The following is a 19171-nucleotide window of genomic DNA, read 5'->3' as shown; positions in this document are numbered from 1 at the left end:
TTAGGAAGGAACCGCCCCCTTGGATCACTTTAACTACGACGCCGACGGCCAGCTTCAGGCCGAACACACCTCGCTGCAACAACTTGCCGAGCAGTACGGCACCCCGCTGTACGTCTACTCCCGCGCCACCCTTGAACGCCACTGGCACGCCTTCGACAAGGCGGCGGGCGACATCCCCCATCTCATCTGTTATGCGGTCAAGGCCAACTCCAACCTGGCGCTGCTCAACCTGCTGGCTCGCCTTGGATCAGGCTTTGACATCGTCTCCGGCGGCGAGCTGTCGCGGGTACTGGCGGCGGGCGGCGATCCGGCCAAGGTGGTCTTCTCCGGGGTGGCCAAGAGCGAAGCCGAGATGCGCCTCGCGCTGGATAAAGAGATCCTCTGTTTCAACCTGGAGTCGGAAGCCGAGCTGGAGCGTCTGAACCGAGTGGCGGGCGGCATGGGCAAGAAGGCCCGGGTGTCGGTGCGGGTCAACCCGGACATCGACGCCGGTACTCATCCCTATATCTCCACCGGCCTCAAGCAGAACAAGTTCGGCATTCCCATCGAGCAGGCGCCCGCCATCTACCGCAAGGCGGCGGCCATGGCCAACATCGAGATCGTCGGGGTGGATTGCCATATCGGCTCGCAACTCACTGAACTCAATCCGTTCATGGAGGCGGCCGACAAGCTGCTGCGGCTGATCGACGGCCTGGCGGCGGAAGGCATCCACATTCACCACCTGGACGTGGGCGGGGGCCTGGGGGTCAATTACGGCGCCGAGCAGCCGCCTCATCCCAGCGAATATGCCGAGGCGCTCAAGCAGAAGCTGGCGGGCCGGGATCTGACCCTGTTGTTCGAGCCGGGCCGCGCCATCGTCGCCAACGCCGGCGTGCTGCTGACCCGGGTGGAGTACCTCAAGCCGGGCGAGACCCGCAACTTCGCGCTGATCGACGCCGGCATGAACGATCTGCTGCGTCCTTCGCTCTACGGCGCCTGGATGAACATCATCGAGGTGGACAGCCGCACTACCCACGAGCCGGCGCTGTACGACGTGGTGGGCCCGGTCTGCGAGACCGGTGACTTCCTCGGCAAGGAGCGCACCCTGGCGATCGCCGAGGGCTCCTTGCTGGCGGTGCGTTCCGCCGGTGCCTACGGCTTTACCATGTCCTCCAACTACAACACCCGTCCCCGCGCCGCCGAAGTGCTGGTGGACGGAGCGCAGTCGTTCCTCATCAGAGAGCGCGAGCAGTTGGCCGATCTCTGGCGCGGTGAGCATTTACTGCCCTGATTGTTAATGGATTTCTCTAAGCGTTCCTCCAGGTGAGAGCGTGAACAAGGGTACAGGAACGCACGATGTTGATAGATTTTTCCAAGATGCACGGGCTGGGGAACGACTTCATGGTGGTGGATGGCGTCACCCAGAAGGTGTTTTTCAGCAATGAGGTCATCAAGAAGCTGGCGGATCGCCACTTCGGCATCGGCTTCGACCAGCTGCTGCTGGTGGAGCCGCCTTATGATCCCGAGCTCGACTTTCACTACCGCATCTTCAATGCCGATGGCAGCGAGGTGGAGCAGTGCGGCAACGGTGCCCGCTGTTTCGCCCGATTCGTGCGCCTCAAGGGGTTGATCAACCGGGATCGCATCGCGGTGAGCACGGCGCGCGGCCGCATCGTGCTGCAGCTGGAAGGGGAGAACCAGGTCACGGTCAACATGGGGGTGCCCCAGTTCGAGCCGGGCAAGATCCCGTTCCGGGCCCAGAAGGCGGAAAAGACCTACCTGCTGCGGGCCCAGGAGCATACTGTGATGTGCGGGGCCGTCTCCATGGGCAATCCTCACTGCGTCATCGAGGTGCCCTCGGTGGCTGATGCGCCGGTGGCGACCCTGGGTCCCATCATGGAGCGACACGAGCGCTTTCCCGAGCGGGTCAACGTCGGCTTCATGGAGATGGTCAACGCCAGCGAGATCAAGCTGCGGGTGTTCGAACGCGGGGTGGGCGAAACCCTGGCCTGCGGCACCGGCGCCTGCGCGGCCGTGGTGGTGGGCATCAGCCAGGGCAAGCTCAAGGAGCGGGTCACCGTCACCCTGCCGGGAGGCAAGCTGACCATCGCCTGGAAGGGGCCGGGTCAGCCGGTCTATATGACCGGGCCGGCCGAGCACGTATTTGACGGTCAGATAGAGTTATAGGCACGGGCGGGGAGGCCCCCGCTCTGCCAAGCGCTAATGTCGGGGCCTTGTGCCCCTTTTTCGGATGGACCAACCAAGTTATGAGCGAACTCAAACGGCAGGAACCACTGGTGGATGAAGCCACAGTGCTGGAGTACCTGGCCCGTTATCCCGAGTTTTTCCAGCGCCACGCGGCCATGCTGGACCGGATCCGTATTCCTCACGAACGCAAGGGCACCGTCTCGCTGGTGGAGCGCCAGCTGGACAGACAGCGCGAGCGCATCGAACAGCTGGAGCAGGAGATCACCGAGCTGATGGGGATCGCCAGCGAGAACGAGCGGATCTTCCGGGTCTATGCCGATCTCTACGGCGAGTTGTACGGCTGTCAGAGCCTGTTCGAGGTGAGCGCCGTGATGGGCAAGGCGTTCGTGCAGCGGCTGCGGCTGACCGGCCTGCGGCTCTGGCTCAGCCCGAAAAAATTCCAGTTGAGCGGCCCCGAGCAGAAGTTCATGGCGGAGGGTCGACAGCTCGAGCAGCTGCTGGGCCAGCGCCTGCCGGGCCAGGATTACTACTTTGGCCGGCTCAACCAGAGCGAGAAGCAGGCGCTGTTCGGCCATGACGTGCTGGTCAACTCGGTGGCCCTGATGCGGCTCGGCGATCTCGGCGTGCTGGCCTTCGCCAGCTCGGATCCGAGCCACTTCACCCCCCACAATGACACCCTGCTGCTGGGCCAGCTCGGCCGCCTGCTGCAGCTGCGTCTGCCCGAGCTGGCGCGTGGCTAAGACGCCGGCCAGATCCCCCGCCAAGGCGCCACCAGCCGCCGAGCCACTGCCGGCTGCGCTGGCCGACGAGCTGGCGGCCTTCATCGAATACCTGCGGGTCGAGCGCCAGCTCAGCCCGCACACCCGCAGCAACTACCAGGCCCATCTGGAAGGCATGACCGCCAAGCTGGTGAAGCTCGGGGTCGACGACTGGGCCCGGCTCGAGGCGAGTCAGGTGCGCAGTCTGGTGACCCGGATGCACAAGGCGGGGCTGGCGCCCCGTTCGCTGGCCACCAAGGTCTCCGCCCTGCGCAGTTTCTGCGACTGGCAGGTGCGCCAGGGGCGACTGGTGGCCAATCCGGCGCGCGGCATCGTCACCCCCAAGCAGGGGCGGCCGCTGCCCAAGAATCTGGATGTGGACGAGATGTACCAGCTGCTCAACATCACCGACGAGCAGGATCCGCTGGCGGTGCGGGATCGCGCCATCATGGAGCTGATGTACTCCTCCGGTCTGCGGCTGGCCGAGCTGGTGGGGCTCAATCTGGCGGACGTGAAGCTCGACGAGCGCCAGCTCAGGGTGACCGGCAAGGGCTCGCGGGAGCGGGTGCTGCCGGTGGGGCGGATGGCGGTGGAGTGGCTGCACAAATGGCTCAAGCTGCGCCCCCTGCTGGCCGGCGATGAGCTGGAGGCGCTGTTCGTCTCCAAGCGCAAGCAGCGGCTGTCGGCCCGCTCGGTGCAGGAGCGGCTCGACGGCTGGGGCAACAAGCAGGCGCTCAACGCCCACGTCCATCCCCACAAGCTGCGCCACAGCTTTGCCACCCACATGCTGGAGTCCTCCGGCGATCTGCGGGCGGTGCAGGAGCTGCTGGGTCACGCCGATCTCTCCACCACCCAGATCTACACCCACCTCGACTTCCAGCATCTGGCCAAGGTGTATGACAGCGCCCATCCAAGGGCGAAGCGGGATCCCGCTACTCCGGACGACGAATGAAGAGGGCCGGGCACGCCCGGTCCCGACAAGAGGAGACACCATGCAGTTCTATCGCCGCTGGCAGCCGGTGGCCGCCATCTCGTTTGATCTCGACGATACCCTCTATGACAACGGCCCGGCCATCGAGCGGGCTGAACAGTGGATGCTGAGCCACCTGCGCAGCGAATACCTGGCCACCGCCATGCTGGACAAACCGCGCTGGCAGGCGCTCAAGCACAACCTGCTGCTGGAGCAGCCGGCACTGCGCCACGACGTCAGTCTTGCGCGCCAGCACGGCATTCAGGCCGCGCTGATGGCGGGGGGGATGGCGCAAGGGTTGGCGGAACGTGAGGCAGCGTCGGTGTTCGCCGGCTTTCTGGCCGAGCGCTCGAAGATTGAGGTGAGCGACCAGACCCACGCCCTGCTGGCCCGGCTGGCCGAGCGCTACCCGCTGGTGGTCATCACCAACGGCAATCTGGACCTGACCCGGGCAGGTCTCGCGGATTACTTCACCCTGGTCTGCAAGGCTGGTCTCGGCAGCAGGATGAAGCCGGCAGCGGACATGTTCGTAGAGGCGCAGAGGGCTCTCAAGCTGGCGCCCGGCCAGATCCTGCACGTGGGGGATCATCCACAGACTGACGTGCTGGGGGCCCGGCTGCACGGTTTCAAGGCCGCCTGGCTCAATGAGCGCGGCCAGCCCTGGCGAGAGTTGCAACTGCTGCCGGACGTGGAGCTGACGGCGCTGGACGAGCTGGCGGAACTGCTGCTCTGATCAGACCTCCCCACACGCCGGTTCGCCGCCGGCATGCATCCCCTGTCGGCCGATCATGCACCGCAGGCAGCAGTCATCGTTGGGTCGTGCCGGAGTTGTCACTCGTTGCGGCAGATCAGCCCGCGCAGTTGGTAAGGCTCGGGCTGGTTGACCCGGCAGTAGCTGATGCCGGCGGGCAGCGCCTGCTGCAGGGTGATGGCGGTCTCCCGATAGTGGCAGACCAGATAGAAGGGGCGAGGGTTGCGGCGATCCAGACTCCAGTAGTGCAGCGCGTCGCTGTCGCCGTTGTCCGGCTTGAGCTGGGCTCGCTCATCGGGGTCGCCGTCGAACAGGGCCAGGTTGTCCAGCCGGTGGCTGAGGGGCTGGTGTTGTTCCCCTTGATCGTTGCGGGTGACGGCCTGCCACCCCGGGCTGGCCCCCAGCAGCTGCTGGCGGGTTTCAATGGTCGCGGGGCAGTCAAATTGCAGGGTGGCGCTCAGGGCCAGTGCGGTCAACAGCATGAAATGCATCTCTGGTAGAAAGCCTGAGCCGCCATGCTACGTCATCGACCGCCAAACAGCGCCATCAGTTTGTCCAGCAGATCCCGTGGCGGGGTGATCTGCTTCATGGCTTCCGCCTCGCGCGCCAGCAGCTCCTGCTGCTCCTGCTGACGGGCGCTCAGCACCTTGTAGAGCGGCTCGAGCAGGGAGCCACGCTGGGCCACCAGCTCCTGGAACATGGCCTGATTGATGCGATAGGTTTCGACGGTCCCCAGGGCCCGCACCGTGAACGGGCTGGGCTCGCCGGTGAGCAGGCTCAGCTCGCCGAAGAAATCGCCGGCATTGAGGGTGCCGAGCGGCAGCTCGCGCCCTTCCACCTCCACCAGCATCTGGGCATCCCCCTTCACCAGCACGAACAGCCAGCCCGAGACCTCCCCCTGGCTCAGCATCCGATCGCCGTTGACGAAGGGGGCGAACTTGACCTGATCCGCCAGCCGCAGCAGCTCCTCCTCCTGCAGCATGGCGAACAGCGGCAGGCGGCGCAGGGTGTCGGTGCGCTCGGCGGTATGCCGCTTGTGGCGCTGATCCTTGTGATCCTGATCCGTGGTCATGAAGACGTTGAAGATGGGCGGGGTGAGGCGCCGATCGTTGCGGCGCAGGGCGGCATCGATCAGGGTGCGCACCGCCGAGTCGGTGGGATCGTCCACCGCCAGATCGGTGAGCCAGTAGCGCACCGCGTAGCGGGCGATGCCGTTTTCCACGTTCATCAGCAGGCAGTCCGGCTGCGGGCTGGCGGAGACGTGACGGATGCGGGTCTCCCGCAGAGACTGTTCCACTAGGGCGATGATCTGGGTGGGCAGGGTATCCAGGGTGATGTCGAACCAGACCCAGCGGCGCCACTGCAGGGGGGCGTTCTGCCGCCGTCCGAGCACGGTGAAGCGCTGCTTGAGCAGGTGGCTGTTGGGGATCACCACGGTCTCCCAGTTGCGGGTCTCGATGGTGGTGGCGCGCCAGTTGATCTCCACCACCCGGCCCTGGGTGGTCTCCACCTGCAGCCAGTCGCCGATGGCGATGGAGTTGTCGAGCTGGATCGAGACACCGGCCAGCAGGTTGCCCAGGGTGTCCTGCATGGAGAAGGCGATGACGGCGGTGATGACGGCGGAGGTGGTGACGATCTCGCCGAGGGCCATGCCGGAGGCGTAGAGGCGGAACAGGCACCAGCCGATGTAGCCGACCGTGATGACGATGTCGGCGATGATGCGCGGGATGCGGATCTGGCACAGGGGCAGCAGAAACTGGAACAGCAGGATCCCCCAGATCTTCACCAGCACCAGCCCGGCCAGCAGGCTGGAGATCTCCACCAGCCAGTGGTGGGGCAGCGGCAGACGAAACCAGCCCCCCTCGAACTGGATCAGCAGGATCACCACCAGGCTTATCATCACGAAACCCAGCTCGCTCACCAGCTCCCGCCGACGGCCGGGGCTGCGCAGGAAATGGGTGAAGAGCAAGAACAGGGTCAACAGGGTCCAGAACGGGTGTTCGCCAATCCACAGCAGGGTAGGTAGCGCAACGAGGTTATCGCTAAACATAGCAGCCCCTTATCATTGGTTATTTCCAGCATAGTTGGTTTCAACCCGCTAAATGGGTGCGGGGCGGGGGCAATTTATTTATGCTGGGCGCCGGTCTGACGAGGGAGTAGTACGAGTGCGCACGCTGAACAAGATGGTCTGGATTGCCGGGGCCTGGTTGCTGACGGGCTGTGATCAGCTGGCCGACAAGTATCGGGTCGAGTTTCGCGATGGCTCCTGGCGCGAGATCGCCATCACCCCCTTCGCCGACGAGGCGCGCTGGCGCGAGGGCTGCGCCACCGGCGAGGTGCTGAGCGACATGATGCTGCCGCTCAAGCGCGGCAAGACGGTCAACGGCCGCGAACAGCTGCTGATCGGCGGCGAGCTGTTCGAGCTGGACGACAGCGCCCTCTATCGCAGCAACGGCATGGTGTTTGGCCACACGCCGGATCACATCCAGCGCGGGCTGAAGGGGCTGGAGGTGTGCCGAACCCTGCGCCCGGATCGCGGTGCGCTGCCCAAGCTCAAGGCGCGCGGGTTCGGCGACTAGCCGGCTGTCAGACGCCGCTCAGGCGGGCCCGGCAGGCGTCGCCAAAGGCCTCGAAAATCTTGATGGAGTGAGGGTTCTCGTTCGCCTTCCACTCCGGGTGCCACTGCACCGCCAGCAGGAAGGGGGAGAGCGCGGGGGCGTGGATCGCCTCGATCAGCCCGTCTTCGGCATGGGCCAGCGGCTCCAGCCCCTTGGCCAGCGTCTTGATCCCCTGGCCGTGCAGCGAGTTGACCGGGATCGACGACTGTCCCATCAGCTCCGCCAGCCAACTGCCCGGCACCAGCTCGACCTGATGGCTCTCGCCATACTGATCGTCCACCGGATCATCAGCATCCTCCCGATGATCGTCATAACCCGGCTCGCTGTAGACCTTCTGGTGGATGTCTCCCCCCAGCGCCACGTTGATCTCCTGCATGCCGCGGCAGATCCCGAGGATCGGCAGGCCGCGGTCGAGGGCGGCGCGCACCAGCGGGATGTCGAACAGATCCCGGTCTCTGTCTTGCTGCTTCTCCGGGGTGAGGTTCTCCTGGCCGTAGAGGGCGGGATCTATGTTGGAGCCGGCGCCGCTCAGATAGACGCCATCCGCCAGATCCAGATATTGCGCCAGATCCTCGGTGCCGCAGCAGGTGGGTACCAGCAGCGGCACGCAACCGCTGATCTCCACCAGCGGCTTGATGTATTTGTGGGTCATCACCTGATAGGCGTGGCCATTGCGGGGCTGGGCGCCCGTGGTCATCAGTACGACGGGTTTACGCGGGGTGTGGGGGCTGCGAGTCATGATTCACCTTGGCTGTCCTTAGCGGTCCTGCGCCTTGGGCAGGCCCTTGCCGTCGTCAGCGGGGCAAGGGCATGCCTCAAGGCATGGTCGTGGGATCGGAGGTGCGTTGCACAGCCAGAATCGTCGGTCAGCCTGGGCAACGACAGCCTGGATCCTGATCCCAGTCTGCCAAGGCCGTTCAATATGTCAAACGAAATGATGCCAACATGTTAAATATATTTGCGCTCGACTGGCTTGAGTCCCATTAAAAGGGGCCTGCAGCGAGGAAGGGGAGAGAGAAGGTCGTTGTTGTGGTGGATATATTAAACATGTGGCTCTGGCGGCCGGATAGCAGAAGGGGCCCGCAGGCCCCTGGTCGTGTCAGGCGTTCAGGATGAAACGCTCGATCACCTGAGCGACCCCGTCTTCATCGTTGCGCCCCGTGGTGTGCTGGGCCAGTGCCTTGATGTCGTCGGTGGCGTTGCCCATGGCCACCCCCAGCCCGGCGTACTCGATCATGTGGTGATCGTTGCCCGCATCCCCCACCGCGATGACCTGGGAGGCATCCAGCCCCAGGTGCTCGGCCAGGGCGGCGACGCCGGTCCCCTTGTTGCTCTGCTTGTTCATGAACTCGAGGAAGTAGGGGGCGCTGCGCACCACGGTATAGCGCTGGTAGAGCTCGGCCGGCAGCTTGGCGATGGCGGGGGAGAGCAGCGGCTCGGGATCGATCATCATCACCTTGAGGATCTGCTCGTCGGCGGGCAGGGTGGCGAAGTCCAGCAGCTTGATGGGCATGTCGATGAGGCGGGATTCGTGCTCGGTGTAGGGGCTGACCCTGGGGCTGATGAGCCCCCGGCTGACCGAGAAGCCGTGCACGTTGACGCCCAGCTCGTCGGCCAGGGCGGCGATAGCGCTGGCATCGCTGCCGGTGAGCAGCTGGCTGCGGATGATGCGCTGATCGGCCACCTGCTGCACCAGGGCACCGTTGTAGCAGATGACGTAGTCATCCTGACCGGTGAGGCCGAGCTCCACCAGATAGCGGCTCATCCCCTCCAGCGGCCGGCCCGAGGCCAGCACGACGGTGACGCCCTTGGCGCGGGCGGCGGTGATGGCCGCGTGGGTGCGGGGGGAAATCTGGCCCTGGGAGTTCAACAGGGTGCCATCCATATCCAATGCGATCAGCTTGTACATCTCTCACTATCCTGCGGTCTGGCTGGCCCGCCCGATGGGGCCAATGGGAGGCCGAGTGTAGCGAAATTCGCCGCCCGGATCACGACTGACGGGTCACTCTTGCGTCACTTGTGGGGTTCGTAGGGGGTCAGCTGCAGCTGATCTTCACGGATGGCGAAGTGGATGGGGCCGTGTTCGATGTCGACCCGGTAGTGGTGGTGGGCCATCTCCACCTCGACCCCGGGGAAGGCGTGCAGGGTGGCGATGATGTCCATCTCCGCCATCAGCTTCTGCAGCTCCTCCTGGGCCGCTTCCAGCTGCTCATCCAGCAGCTTGCTCTCCTCGAGACGCTGGGTCCGGATCAGCTTGATCTTCTGCAGGGTCTGGGGATTGCGCTTGTCGCTTGGCAGTTGCAGCAGCTTGAGCAGCAGGTCCTGCAGCTTGTCCAGCTGCTCCCGGCACTCCTGCTTGCGCTGGCGCAGCGCCTGCTCCTGCTCCTTGTGGGTGAAGTAGCCGCCGAGGATCTGCAGCCGGGTCTGGTTGTGGGCCGAGGCCCCCAGGATCGGCGCCATGATGAGGCGGTTGGCGATGCTGATGCCCCCCAGCAGGTGGCCCTTGCGCATGCCGCTGTCACCCACCTTGAGATCCTGGCCGCTGCGGCTGTAGCAGTGGCTGAGCTGGGTCTGGATGTGGATGTCGCCGCCGGCCTCCAGCTTGGCGTACTGGGCATAGCTGGCGTGGATCTCGCCCTGGGCGTTGAGGTGGCAGAGGAACTCGTCACTCTGTTCGCTCTTGCGCCCTATGATGCCGTTGCGCACCGTGATGGTGCCGCTCGATTCGATGTAGCCCCCCTCGACGAAGCCGCCGATCACCACGTCGCCGCTGGTCTTTATCTTCATGCCCGGGGTGACGTCGCCCGCCACGATCAGAGCCCCTTCGAAGATGACGTGGCCGTGGCGGATATCCACCTGCTTGACGCTCAGCACGTCATCCACCTTCATGCCGTTTTTCTCCTGGCGCGGCAGGCCGGGGCGGCTGGCCAGCAGCAGATCGGGGTCATCCGGTGAGAGGAAGGTGCCCTCGCCGGCCACCATGGGGCTGTCCTTGCCATGTTTGGCGGGCAGCTCCTGGCCGGTGACGGTGAAACCCGGCACCCCTTGGGTAGCGGGGTGGCGGCGCATCAGCTGGGCGCCGGCCTTGACGGTGAGGATGGTGCCGAGGTCGCGCATGTCGACCCGGCCGTGGTCCAGCTCCTGAGGCTTGAGGATCCGTTCGGCCGGGGTCTCCACCAGTCGCTCGAAACGGGTGTCCTGACCGTTGACGGCGGCCTTGCCCTGCGCCACCGGCAGCCTGAGCAGGGTGCCCGGCGTCGCCTCCTTGGCGGCCAGCACGGCGGCGGCGATGAGCGGTGCCTGCACCCCCTGACTGATCTCGCTGCTCTGGATCGCCTGCTCCAGCTGTTCGCTGGTGAGGTATTTGCCGCCCCAGTCGGCGGTGATCTGGGCGGTGGCGCTCATCCGGTCCTTCTCCACCACCAGCAGGACGCTGGCATCGTGGCGCTGGGCGATGGGCACCGGGTTGCCGGGCAGGGGGGCGGTCGGGTTGCTCAGCAGGGTGTTGAGCAGGCTGATGGCCTGCTTGATCCCCTCCGTCAACGGTTGATAGCGGCGGCAGTTGGAGGCCAGCAGCAGCGTCTGGATATCGCTCTCCGAGATGGGGTTGGTCAGCCCGGGCACGATGCGCAGGCAGGCGTATTCCATATCGGCTGACAACAGTAACCACTCTTTGCTTAACACCCGGATCCCTTCCTTCGTCCGCATCCCAATTGGAACGGCTGCTTGTTTTCAGTTAATCGGCATTTTGTTAAAAATGCGAATCATCAACATGGTGCTGGTCTGCAGTATCCAGACATTTCTCCTTTTTGGTCAATGAGCTAAGCACAAATGGGTGAACTGGGACGAGGAAATGAAAAGTAACAGGGAGTATGCTGACGGCACCATGAGCCCGTCTGCCAGCCGCTAGCGGCTGCCGTCCGGCGGGTGAAGGGAGTGCCCCCGGGCGGATCCGCCACCGTGAGAGGAGTGTCGACCTTGCGTCATTGTCTGCTGCCCCTGGCCCTGACGGGCCTGCTTAGCGCCTGCCAGCCACAGGCATCCACCACGGCCCTCGGCACCCTGGAACGAGACCGGGTGCTGCTGACCGCCACCGCCGGCGAGATCATCCGCGCCCTGCCGGTGGCGGAGGGCAGCCGGGTGGAGGAGGGGACCCTGCTGGCCCGGCTCGATGACCGGCGTCAGCAGGCGGTGCTGGCCCGTGCCAGGGCCCAACAGGCACAGGCGCGGGCCGCCCTCGCCCGGCTGACCAATGGCGAGCGGCCGGAAGACATCGCCGCCGCCCGCGCCAGCCTCGACAAGGCGCAGGCCAACGTCAGGGAGAGCGAGCGCAACTTTGAGCGGATCGACCGGCTGGTACGCCGCAAGCTGGTGAGCCCGGCGGATCTCGACAAGGCCCGCGCCCAGCGCGACAGCGCCCTGGCCGAGCAGGACGGCGCCCGCCAGCAGCTCGACAAGCTGGCACGCGGGGTGCGGCGCGAAGATATCGACGAAGCGCAGGCCGCCCTGCTGGCCGCCACTGCCGAGGTGGCGCTGGCGGAGCGGGAGCTGGCGGATCTCTCCATCGTCGCCACCCGCAGCGGCCGGCTCGACAGCCTGCCCTATCACCTCGGCGAGCGCGTCGCGGTCGGCGCCGTGCTGGCTGCGATCCAGGCAGACGAGGCGCCTTACGCCCGGGTCTATGTGCCCGAGCCCTCCCTCGCCGGTTACCGGGTCAGCCAGCCGGTGCGGGTGCAGGTGGACGGGGTGGCGGAGCCCTTCACCGGCCGGCTGCGCTGGATCTCGAAAGAGCCCGCCTTTACCCCTTACTACGCCCTCAACGAGCAGGACAGGGCCCGGCTGGTCTATCTGGCCGAGATCGATCTGCCGGCGGGGGCGCAGGATCTGCCGAGTGGCCTGCCGCTGCAGGCCGAACCCGCCGCGCAAGGAGAGGGCCATGAGTGAGCTGGCGATCCGGGCGCTGGGGGTGAGCCGCCGTTTCGGTGATTTTCTGGCGGTGGACGGGCTGGATCTCTGCGTGCCCAAGGGGCAGATCCACGGTTTCCTCGGCCCCAACGGCTGCGGCAAATCCACCACCCTGCGCATGTTGACCGGCCTGCTCACCCCCTCGGCAGGAGAGGTGGAGGTGCTTGGTCTGCACATCCCGCGCGAGGCCGAGACCCTGCGCCGGCGGATCGGTTACATGACCCAGAAGTTCTCCCTCTATGACGAGCTGACGGCCTGGGAGAACCTGGAATTCATGGGCCGGATCCACGGCATGGGCGGCGCCGTGCTGGCTGCCCGCCTGCACGAGCTGCTGGCCACCTATGAGCTGGCGCCGCTGGCCCGGCAGCGGGCTGGCGCCATGAGCGGCGGCCAGAAGCAGCGGCTGGCGCTGGCGGCGGCGGTGATCCACCGGCCGGCGCTGCTGCTGCTGGACGAACCCACCTCGGCGGTGGATCCGCAGAACCGGCGCGATTTCTGGGAGAAGCTGTTCGATCTGAGCGAAGGGGGTACCACCATACTGGTGACCACCCACTACATGGACGAGGCGGAGCGCTGCCATCAGCTCGCCATCATGGAGGCGGGCCGGGTGCGCGCCCAGGGGGCGCCGCAGGCGCTGATGGATGCCATGAGCACCCGGGTGGTGGAGGTGCTGGCCGCCGATCTGCGGCTGCTCAAGCAGCAGCTGGTACAGCTGGCGCCGGTGCGCTCCGCCGCCCAGCTCGGCCAGCGCTTGCGGGTGCTGGTGGACAAGGAGCTGGCAGAACCGGTGGCCTGGCTGCAGCAGGCCTGCCCGGCGCTGGCCGGGGCCAGCCTGGCGCTGGTCAGACCCAGTCTGGAAGATGTGTTCGTCAGCTGCACCGGCCAGGAGCCGAGGGCATGAACAGTCTGCGACGACTCTGGGCTATTACCCAGAAAGAACTCAGGCAACTGGCCAGAGACAGGTTCACGACCTTGGGTATGGTGGTGATGAGCCCAGTGGAGGTGAATCGATGAACAGTCTGCGACGGCTCTGGGCCATCACTCAGAAAGAACTCAGGCAACTGGCCAGAGACCGGTTGACCTTCGGCATGGTGGTGATGATCCCGTTGATCCAGCTGCTGCTGTTTGGCTACGCCATCAACACCGACGTGCGCCAGATCCCGGTGGGACTGGTGGAGATGAGCCAGAGCGCGCCGGGCCGGCTGCTGGTGGAAGCGGTGAAGGCGAGCCAGGTGGTGCAGATCAAGCAGCAATACGTCGGAGTGCAGCAGGCCGAGGCGGCGCTGACCCGGGGCGAGGTGCGCGCCGTGCTGGTGCTGCCCGCCGATCTGAGCCGCCGGCTCAGCGCCGGCGAGACGGCGGGGCAGTGGCTGGTGGATGGCTCGGACACCATGATCGCCGGAGCCCTGCTCGGCCTTCGCAACATGCCGCTCTCCGATCTGAAACCCGACCTCAAGACGGCCCCCCCCACCTTCGAGACCGTGCTCTACTTCAACCCGGCGCGCCGTTCGGCGGTCAACATAGTGCCCGGCCTGCTCGGGGTGATCCTCACCATGACCATGATCATGTTCACCTCTGCGGCCATCGTGCGCGAACGGGAGCGCGGCAATCTGGAGCTGCTCATCACCACCCCGGTCGGCTCGATGGAGCTGATGCTGGGCAAGATCCTGCCCTATATCGGGGTGGGGCTGATCCAGGTGGCCATCATCCTCGGACTCGGCCACTTCATCTTCGATGTGCCAATCAACGGGGCTCTGAGCCAGGTGCTGCTGGCGACCTTGCTGTTCATTGCCGCCAGCCTGACCCTGGGGCTGCTCATCTCCACCCTGGCGCAGACCCAGCTGCAGGCGATGCAGATGACGGTGTTCATCCTGCTGCCCTCCATCCTGCTGTCGGGCTTCATGTTCCCCTACGAGGGGATGCCGCTGCCGGCCCAGTGGATTGCCGAGGTGTTGCCGGCCACTCACTTCATGCGGCTGATCCGGGGCATAGTGCTGCGCGGTGGCGAGCTCGCCGAGCTGCTGCCTGACGTGCTCTGGCTGGCGGGGTTCACCCTGCTGGTGCTGACCCTGGCTGCCCATCGCTTCAAGAAGAGCCTGGATTGATGCCCCGCGAGGGGTGAGAACCTGGCTGCTTGCTGCTTGCTGCTTGCTGCTTGCTGCTTGCTGCTGGCCTGTCAGCGGCTGGCGGTACGGGCCAGGGTGCGGTAGTCGCCTAGCACCGGCAGCCCCTGCAGTTGGCGGCGCAGCATGTCGAGGGCGGCGAAGGCGAGGATCCGGCGGCCGCTGTCGGGATCCGGGTGGCTGACCTTGAGGGTCTGGCCGTGCAGTTGCCCATCGACGCAGAGCAGCAGCGGCACGCCGTCCGGGCCTGCGCTGCCTATGGTCAGGCTGAGGGGGGCTGCGGGCGCCGCCAGCTGCGCCAGCTCGCTGGTCAGGGCGTGGCTGAAGCTGGCCGTCAGGGCCGGATGCGGGTGGCACATGGCCAGCAGGGCGCCCCGGCTCTCTCCCTCCTGCAGCGTCAGCGGTTTACCCCCCAACAGATCCAGGATCTGCCGCGCCGGCTCCTCATCGCCCCGCCCTACCAGCCAGGGCTCGATGGCGGCGAGCAGCCGCGCCTCGGCGGTGTCCATGTCCGCCGTGCTGGCGCCGTGGCCGATAAGCTTCAGCTCGATAAGCGGCATGGAGGAGCGGTAGCCGAGCTCGATGCCGGCGGGCCAGGGCGCGGCATCCAGCATGTCGCTGAGGGCCGACTCCGAGACGCCGAAGGTATAAAAGCGGCGCAGTTCGGTGTCGGTCTGCGCGCCGGCCAGCGCCTTGAGGCGCGGCATGATCTGCTCGCGCACCATCTGCTTGAATTCGAACGGCACGCCCGGGGTGAAGAAGAGCCGGCTTGGACCCTGATGGCCTGTGTGGGTGACCACAAAGCCGCAGGCGGTGCCCACCGGGTTGTCGAGGATCTCGCACCCCTGTGGCAGCCAGGCCTGCTTGGCGTTGCTGGCGGGCATGGGCCTGCCGCGGCTGGCGTAGCGCGCTTCGATGGTGGCGAGCCAGTCCGGGAACAGGGTGAGCGGCTGGTCGAAGGCCTCGGCCGCCGCCTGGGCGGTGAGATCGTCGGCGGTGGGGCCGAGCCCACCGCACACCAGCACCACCTCGGCACGGCTGGCGCTCTCTGCCAGCACGGTTTTCAAGTCCTTGAGGTTGTCCCCCACGGTGACGCGGCGGCGCACCTGCCAGCCCTGCTCCAGCAGCAGGGCGCTGAGCCAGGCAGCGTTGGTGTCCACCACCAGACCCGTCACTATCTCGTCTCCGGTGCTGATGATTTCGATGCGCATGGCGGGCTCCTCGGGGCTGACGGCTGGGCTTGGGGGGCCACCTGGGTGGCCGGGTCGATCAGGGCTTGGTGTGTTCGAAGTAGTAGCTGATGCGGGTGCGCGGGTTGAGGTACTCAAACACCGCCGGCGGCAGCCGTTTGGGATGGATCACCTTGGCGATGGAGAGCTCGGCCTGCTGCAGGTCGATAATGGCGGCCTCCTGGCGCGGGATGCGTGGATCGTACACCAGTACCGAGGGGTAGAGCAGGCGGGAGGCGTTGACCGACATCACCAGCCCCACCTGGCCGTTGGAGAGCTGCACCACGCTGCCGGGCGGGTAGATCCCCATCAGCCGGATCAGCATGCTGAGGTACTCAGGATTGAACTGGGCCTTGCGCTGCTTGTAGAGGCCGCTCAGGGCCGAGTAGGGCACCTTGGCCTGCATGTGGCAGAGGTTATCGTACTCGTTGATCAGCGACACAATCTGGGTGAGCGGATCGAGCTGCCCCTTCTTGAGCCCCTCCGGTCCGCTGCCGTCCAGGTATTCGTGGTGGTGCAGCACTATCCCCTTCGCCTCGGCCGGGAAGTCCTTGGCCAGATTGAGCAGATCCAGCCCGTAGCGTGGGTGCTGGGCCATCAGGTTCTGCTCCGGCTTGGTGAGCGGCTCGGTCTTGCGCAGGATCTGGCTCGGGATCTTCAGCTTGCCGATGTCGTGGAACAGGGCCCCCATGCCGACCTGGCGGATCTCGTCGGCCGACATGTTGCACTCCTTGGCCAGCAGCATGCTGAGCACGCTGACGTTGAGGGAGTGGAAGTAGAGGTTGTTGCCATCCTCGCTGTCGGAGACCAGGTGCAGCACCATCTCGTCCACCGACAGCAGCTGCTCGGTCATGGCGTTGATCAGCTCCTGCGCCTCGCCGATGGCGTTGAGGGGGCGGGACTGGATCTTGCTCATCACGTTGCGTACCTGGGCCAGCGACTGCTGGAACTGCTTCTCGCACTGCTGCAGATCGCGGCGATACTGCTGCAGCTGCTCGATGCGGCGCTCTTTCTCCAGCTGCATTTCGGCCTGACGCTGGGAGGTATCCGGCGCCTCCACCGGCTGGGCCTGGATCTGGTTCAGCGGTTTGGGCGGGGCGTCGCTCTTGTCGGGGATGATGGTCACGAGTTTGAGACCGAGCCGGCGAATGAGCTCGATCTCCTCTTCATTCTTGAGTTTGAAGCTGGAAAACAGGAAGGGGTGTTCGCGCCAGCCAAGTGGCAGAGAAACGTAATTGCCGACTTGCAGCCGGTCTACTGAAATCTTGATACCTGTCATTGTCTTGGATGCGAGAGACACACTGAGCCGTATGCTAGTCAAAGGTGGGGGTGAATACAAAAGGTATCTGATGACAGGGTGGGTGCTTTATTATAGGCTTCTGGATGTCCAGACATATTTACCGATGCAGTACAGGGAGTAAGCATGCCGATCAAGATCCCGGATCAGTTACCCGCCGCCGAAGTGCTGGGGCAGGAGAACATCTTCGTGATGACGGAATCCAGGGCCGTCACCCAGAACATCCGCCCGCTGCGGGTGTTGATCCTCAACCTGATGCCCAAGAAGATTGAAACCGAGATCCAGCTGATGCGGATGCTCTCCAACTCGCCGTTGCAGGTGGACGTGGATCTGCTGCGCATCGACGATCGGGAGTCGAAGAACACGCCCCAGGCGCACCTGGAGAACTTCTATCACGACTTCGAACAGGTGCGCGGCAACAACTACGACGGCATGATCATCACGGGGGCGCCGCTCGGGCTGGTGGAGTTCGAAGAGGTGGTCTACTGGCCGCGCATCGTCGAGATCATCGAGTGGTCCCATCAGCACGTGACCTCCACCCTGTTCCTCTGCTGGGCAGTGCAGGCGGCGCTGAAAGCCCTGTACGGCATGGAGAAGCAGACCCACGGCGAGAAGCTGTCCGGGGTCTATCGCCACCACCGGCTCGACGAGCACGAACCGCTGCTGCGCGGCTTCGACGACGAGTTCGTGGCGCCACACTCCCGTTACGCAGCGTTTGATGGGGATCTTATCCGCGCCCACACCGATCTGCAGATCTTTGCCGAATCGGCAGAGGCCGGGGTCTATCTGGCGGCCACCAAGGATTGTCGTCAGGTATTCGTCACCGGTCACCCGGAATACGATGCGCTGACCCTGGATGGTGAATACCAGCGGGATCTGGCGGCCGGGCTTGAGCCCGTCATTCCGGTCAACTACTACCCGGACAACGACCCGACCCGGACCCCGCGCGCCAGCTGGCGCAGCCACGGTCACCTGCTGTTTTCCAACTGGCTCAACTACTACGTCTATCAGCTCACCAGCTATCGCGTCGAGGATATCGGCAAGGTGTTTACCTATCAGCAGAACTCGCCGTCGAGGTAGGGACTGGCTCAGTCGCCCTCGGCCAGCCGCGCCGCCAGCCCGTCGAGCCACTGGCGGTGGCAGGCCAGGGTGAAGGCCTTGGGGCGATGGGCCCGGATGGCGGTCATCGCCTCCTGCTGGGGCTGGCCCAGACTCATCAGCAGGGCCGCCGCCACCAGCCCGGTGCGGCCGCTGCCGCCCTTGCAGTGGATGACCAGGTGCTTGCCGTCCCGCAGCAGTCCGATAAGGTCCGGCAGAGTCTTATGCCAGGCGGCCTCGAAGGCGGCATCGGGAGCCTGATCGTCCTCGATGGGCAGCTGGAACCAGCGCATGCCGGTGGCCTCGATCTGCTGGCCAAGCCTGCCCAGTTCGAGGCGGGCCAGCTCGGCGTCGGTCATCAGGGTCAGCACGCCGTGCGCCCCGGCCAGCTTGAGCTGGCTCAGCGCCAGCGGCAGCGCCACCTGCTGGGTGCCGGGGCAGGGGGTCAGCAGCAGCTGGCCATCGACGCGGGGGACTTCCTGGCTCCAGAAGGGGTGAGACGGGTGCATAAAGATCCTTATGACGCCAGCAACGGCGGGGCAAGCCGGGCCTGACCCGGTTTTTGAGTGCGCCAAAGCATAGGGGGCGCGGCCCCGATGTCAATCTGCGTTGTGTTCGGCCCGGTTTACGGGCAGAGTCTAAAAAATTGAGCGGTTCAAGGAGTAAAGATGAGAAACCTGGATCAACTGGATTTGGATATCCTGGCCCATCTGTTTCGCGATGCGGGCATGACCAACAAGGATCTGGCCGCGCTGGTCGGGGTGGCACCGTCCACCTGTCTGGAACGGGTACGCAAGCTGCAGCAGGACGGGGTGCTCAAGGGCGCCCACTGCGAGGTGGATTACCAGGCCCTCGGCGGCCACATCCAGGCCATTGTGTCGCTACAGCTGGCCCGCCACAGCCGCCAGATCATCGATGCGTTTCGCGACGCCATCCTGGCCCTGCCCGAGGTGATCAGCCTGTTCCACATGGGCGGCAAGGATGACTTCCTGGTGCATCTGTGCGTCGCCGATACCGAGCACCTGCGCAACTTCGTGTTCGATCACTTCACCTCCCGCGAAGAGGTGGTGCACCTGGAGACCTCACTGGTGTTCGAGCACAAGTTCAGCCGCTCGCTGCCCTGCTTCCTCAACACCTGACCCCCCGTCTGCCTCCTACAAAAAACCCGCCAATCG

General features: G+C 65.4%; 19 protein-coding genes. 11 read left to right on the top strand and 8 right to left on the bottom strand.

Translation table 11 applies throughout. From position 1 onward, the window contains the following. Positions 1–19 precede the first annotated feature (19 nt). The 5 genes from lysA to PG900_RS10795 all read left to right on the top strand — a co-directional run bounded on the left by lysA (position 20) and on the right by PG900_RS10795 (position 4648). Positions 20–1270, top strand: a complete 1251-nt coding sequence (gene lysA, locus PG900_RS10815; RefSeq protein WP_042066089.1) for a diaminopimelate decarboxylase — start codon at positions 20–22, stop codon at positions 1268–1270. A gap of 65 nt (positions 1271–1335) precedes the next feature. Next, a complete protein-coding gene (gene dapF / locus PG900_RS10810) occupies positions 1336–2166 on the top strand; it encodes a diaminopimelate epimerase (RefSeq protein WP_011704447.1) in 831 nt (276 codons plus the stop codon). Between the two features lie 80 nt (positions 2167–2246). Continuing rightward, positions 2247–2927, top strand: a complete 681-nt coding sequence (locus tag PG900_RS10805; RefSeq protein WP_016349251.1) for a DUF484 family protein — start codon at positions 2247–2249, stop codon at positions 2925–2927. After that, the gene (xerC, locus tag PG900_RS10800) at positions 2920–3897 is read left to right on the top strand and encodes a tyrosine recombinase XerC (RefSeq protein WP_270831448.1); all 978 of its coding nucleotides are present in this window, start codon (positions 2920–2922) and stop codon (positions 3895–3897) included. The genes PG900_RS10805 and xerC overlap by 8 nt, the downstream gene beginning before the upstream one ends. A 40-nt stretch (positions 3898–3937) precedes the next feature. Beyond that, entirely contained in the window at positions 3938–4648 is a 711-nt protein-coding gene (locus PG900_RS10795; protein WP_270831447.1) for an HAD-IA family hydrolase, read from the top strand. A gap of 98 nt (positions 4649–4746) precedes the next feature. Here PG900_RS10795 and PG900_RS10790 read toward each other — a convergent pair whose 3' ends face one another. Both PG900_RS10790 and PG900_RS10785 read right to left on the bottom strand, forming a co-directional pair. Beyond that, on the bottom strand, positions 4747–5148 hold the full coding sequence (locus PG900_RS10790) for an STY0301 family protein (protein WP_254197874.1): 402 nt from the start codon (positions 5146–5148) through the stop codon (positions 4747–4749). Positions 5149–5189: 41 nt separating this feature from the next. Beyond that, a complete protein-coding gene (locus PG900_RS10785; protein ID WP_039212899.1) occupies positions 5190–6716 on the bottom strand; it encodes a mechanosensitive ion channel family protein in 1527 nt (508 codons plus the stop codon). A gap of 133 nt (positions 6717–6849) precedes the next feature. Between PG900_RS10785 and PG900_RS10780 the strand changes: the two genes are divergently transcribed. After that, on the top strand, positions 6850–7245 hold the full coding sequence (locus PG900_RS10780; RefSeq protein ID WP_161772480.1) for a hypothetical protein: 396 nt from the start codon (positions 6850–6852) through the stop codon (positions 7243–7245). Positions 7246–7252: 7 nt separating this feature from the next. Here the strand turns inward: PG900_RS10780 and PG900_RS10775 are convergent, their stop codons facing one another. The 3 genes from PG900_RS10775 to PG900_RS10765 form a co-directional block, all read right to left on the bottom strand. Continuing rightward, positions 7253–8023 (bottom strand): gamma-glutamyl-gamma-aminobutyrate hydrolase family protein, encoded by a 771-nt coding sequence (locus PG900_RS10775; RefSeq protein ID WP_270831446.1) that lies wholly within the window; start codon positions 8021–8023, stop codon positions 7253–7255. A gap of 360 nt (positions 8024–8383) precedes the next feature. Beyond that, positions 8384–9193, bottom strand: coding sequence for a sugar-phosphatase (gene yidA, locus PG900_RS10770; RefSeq protein WP_118882022.1), 810 nt, complete (start codon positions 9191–9193; stop codon positions 8384–8386). A 104-nt stretch (positions 9194–9297) separates the two neighbouring features. After that, the gene (locus PG900_RS10765) at positions 9298–10968 is read right to left on the bottom strand and encodes a DUF342 domain-containing protein (protein ID WP_333563441.1); all 1671 of its coding nucleotides are present in this window, start codon (positions 10966–10968) and stop codon (positions 9298–9300) included. Between the two features lie 285 nt (positions 10969–11253). Here PG900_RS10765 and PG900_RS10760 point away from each other — a divergent pair, with 285 nt between their 5' ends. From PG900_RS10760 to PG900_RS10750, 3 genes are all read left to right on the top strand, one after another. Continuing rightward, entirely contained in the window at positions 11254–12228 is a 975-nt protein-coding gene (locus PG900_RS10760) for an HlyD family secretion protein (protein WP_270802158.1), read from the top strand. Continuing rightward, a complete protein-coding gene (locus tag PG900_RS10755; protein ID WP_041217707.1) occupies positions 12221–13150 on the top strand; it encodes an ABC transporter ATP-binding protein in 930 nt (309 codons plus the stop codon). Before PG900_RS10760 ends, PG900_RS10755 begins: the two co-directional genes overlap by 8 nt. Before the next feature lie 109 nt (positions 13151–13259). After that, positions 13260–14354, top strand: coding sequence for an ABC transporter permease (locus tag PG900_RS10750; protein WP_270802108.1), 1095 nt, complete (start codon positions 13260–13262; stop codon positions 14352–14354). Positions 14355–14425: 71 nt separating this feature from the next. On the opposite strand, the gene PG900_RS10745 is transcribed toward PG900_RS10750, so the two are convergent. Then, on the bottom strand, positions 14426–15583 hold the full coding sequence (locus PG900_RS10745) for a competence/damage-inducible protein A (protein ID WP_270802106.1): 1158 nt from the start codon (positions 15581–15583) through the stop codon (positions 14426–14428). A gap of 58 nt (positions 15584–15641) precedes the next feature. Further along, positions 15642–16880, bottom strand: coding sequence for an HD-GYP domain-containing protein (locus tag PG900_RS10740; protein WP_016349264.1), 1239 nt, complete (start codon positions 16878–16880; stop codon positions 15642–15644). A gap of 144 nt (positions 16881–17024) precedes the next feature. On the opposite strand from PG900_RS10740, the gene metA reads away from it, so the two are divergent. After that, positions 17025–17978 (top strand): homoserine O-acetyltransferase MetA, encoded by a 954-nt coding sequence (metA, locus tag PG900_RS10735; RefSeq protein WP_011704462.1) that lies wholly within the window; start codon positions 17025–17027, stop codon positions 17976–17978. 8 nt (positions 17979–17986) lie between these two features. Here the strand turns inward: metA and PG900_RS10730 are convergent, their stop codons facing one another. Further along, positions 17987–18505, bottom strand: a complete 519-nt coding sequence (locus tag PG900_RS10730) for a cyclin-dependent kinase inhibitor 3 family protein (protein WP_270831445.1) — start codon at positions 18503–18505, stop codon at positions 17987–17989. A gap of 159 nt (positions 18506–18664) precedes the next feature. Here PG900_RS10730 and PG900_RS10725 point away from each other — a divergent pair, with 159 nt between their 5' ends. Next, a complete protein-coding gene (locus tag PG900_RS10725) occupies positions 18665–19135 on the top strand; it encodes an Lrp/AsnC family transcriptional regulator (RefSeq protein WP_270831444.1) in 471 nt (156 codons plus the stop codon). The last annotated feature ends 36 nt before the right edge of the window (positions 19136–19171 follow it).

The organism is Aeromonas sp. QDB03, from assembly GCF_027707985.1.
Classification (GTDB): domain Bacteria; phylum Pseudomonadota; class Gammaproteobacteria; order Enterobacterales; family Aeromonadaceae; genus Aeromonas; species Aeromonas hydrophila.
The sequence above is the reverse complement of the archived record's forward strand: the minus strand, read 5'-3'. Positions and strand labels throughout refer to the sequence as shown.

Excerpts from the sequence above, each read along its gene's own strand:
- PG900_RS10775 (WP_270831446.1), bottom strand. The coding sequence starts at position 8,023 with ATGACTCGCAGCCCCCACACCCCGCGTAAACCCGTCGTACTGATGACC.
- PG900_RS10745 (WP_270802106.1), bottom strand. The coding sequence starts at position 15,583 with ATGCGCATCGAAATCATCAGCACCGGAGACGAGATAGTGACGGGTCTG.
- PG900_RS10755 (WP_041217707.1), top strand. The coding sequence starts at position 12,221 with ATGAGTGAGCTGGCGATCCGGGCGCTGGGGGTGAGCCGCCGTTTCGGT.
- PG900_RS10785 (WP_039212899.1), bottom strand. The coding sequence starts at position 6,716 with ATGTTTAGCGATAACCTCGTTGCGCTACCTACCCTGCTGTGGATTGGC.
- PG900_RS10750 (WP_270802108.1), top strand. The coding sequence starts at position 13,260 with ATGAACAGTCTGCGACGGCTCTGGGCCATCACTCAGAAAGAACTCAGG.
- PG900_RS10805 (WP_016349251.1), top strand. The coding sequence starts at position 2,247 with ATGAGCGAACTCAAACGGCAGGAACCACTGGTGGATGAAGCCACAGTG.
- metA (WP_011704462.1), top strand. The coding sequence starts at position 17,025 with ATGCCGATCAAGATCCCGGATCAGTTACCCGCCGCCGAAGTGCTGGGG.
- yidA (WP_118882022.1), bottom strand. The coding sequence starts at position 9,193 with ATGTACAAGCTGATCGCATTGGATATGGATGGCACCCTGTTGAACTCC.
- PG900_RS10740 (WP_016349264.1), bottom strand. The coding sequence starts at position 16,880 with ATGACAGGTATCAAGATTTCAGTAGACCGGCTGCAAGTCGGCAATTAC.
- PG900_RS10795 (WP_270831447.1), top strand. The coding sequence starts at position 3,938 with ATGCAGTTCTATCGCCGCTGGCAGCCGGTGGCCGCCATCTCGTTTGAT.
- PG900_RS10790 (WP_254197874.1), bottom strand. The coding sequence starts at position 5,148 with ATGCTGTTGACCGCACTGGCCCTGAGCGCCACCCTGCAATTTGACTGC.
- dapF (WP_011704447.1), top strand. The coding sequence starts at position 1,336 with ATGTTGATAGATTTTTCCAAGATGCACGGGCTGGGGAACGACTTCATG.
- PG900_RS10730 (WP_270831445.1), bottom strand. The coding sequence starts at position 18,505 with ATGCACCCGTCTCACCCCTTCTGGAGCCAGGAAGTCCCCCGCGTCGAT.
- PG900_RS10780 (WP_161772480.1), top strand. The coding sequence starts at position 6,850 with ATGGTCTGGATTGCCGGGGCCTGGTTGCTGACGGGCTGTGATCAGCTG.
- PG900_RS10725 (WP_270831444.1), top strand. The coding sequence starts at position 18,665 with ATGAGAAACCTGGATCAACTGGATTTGGATATCCTGGCCCATCTGTTT.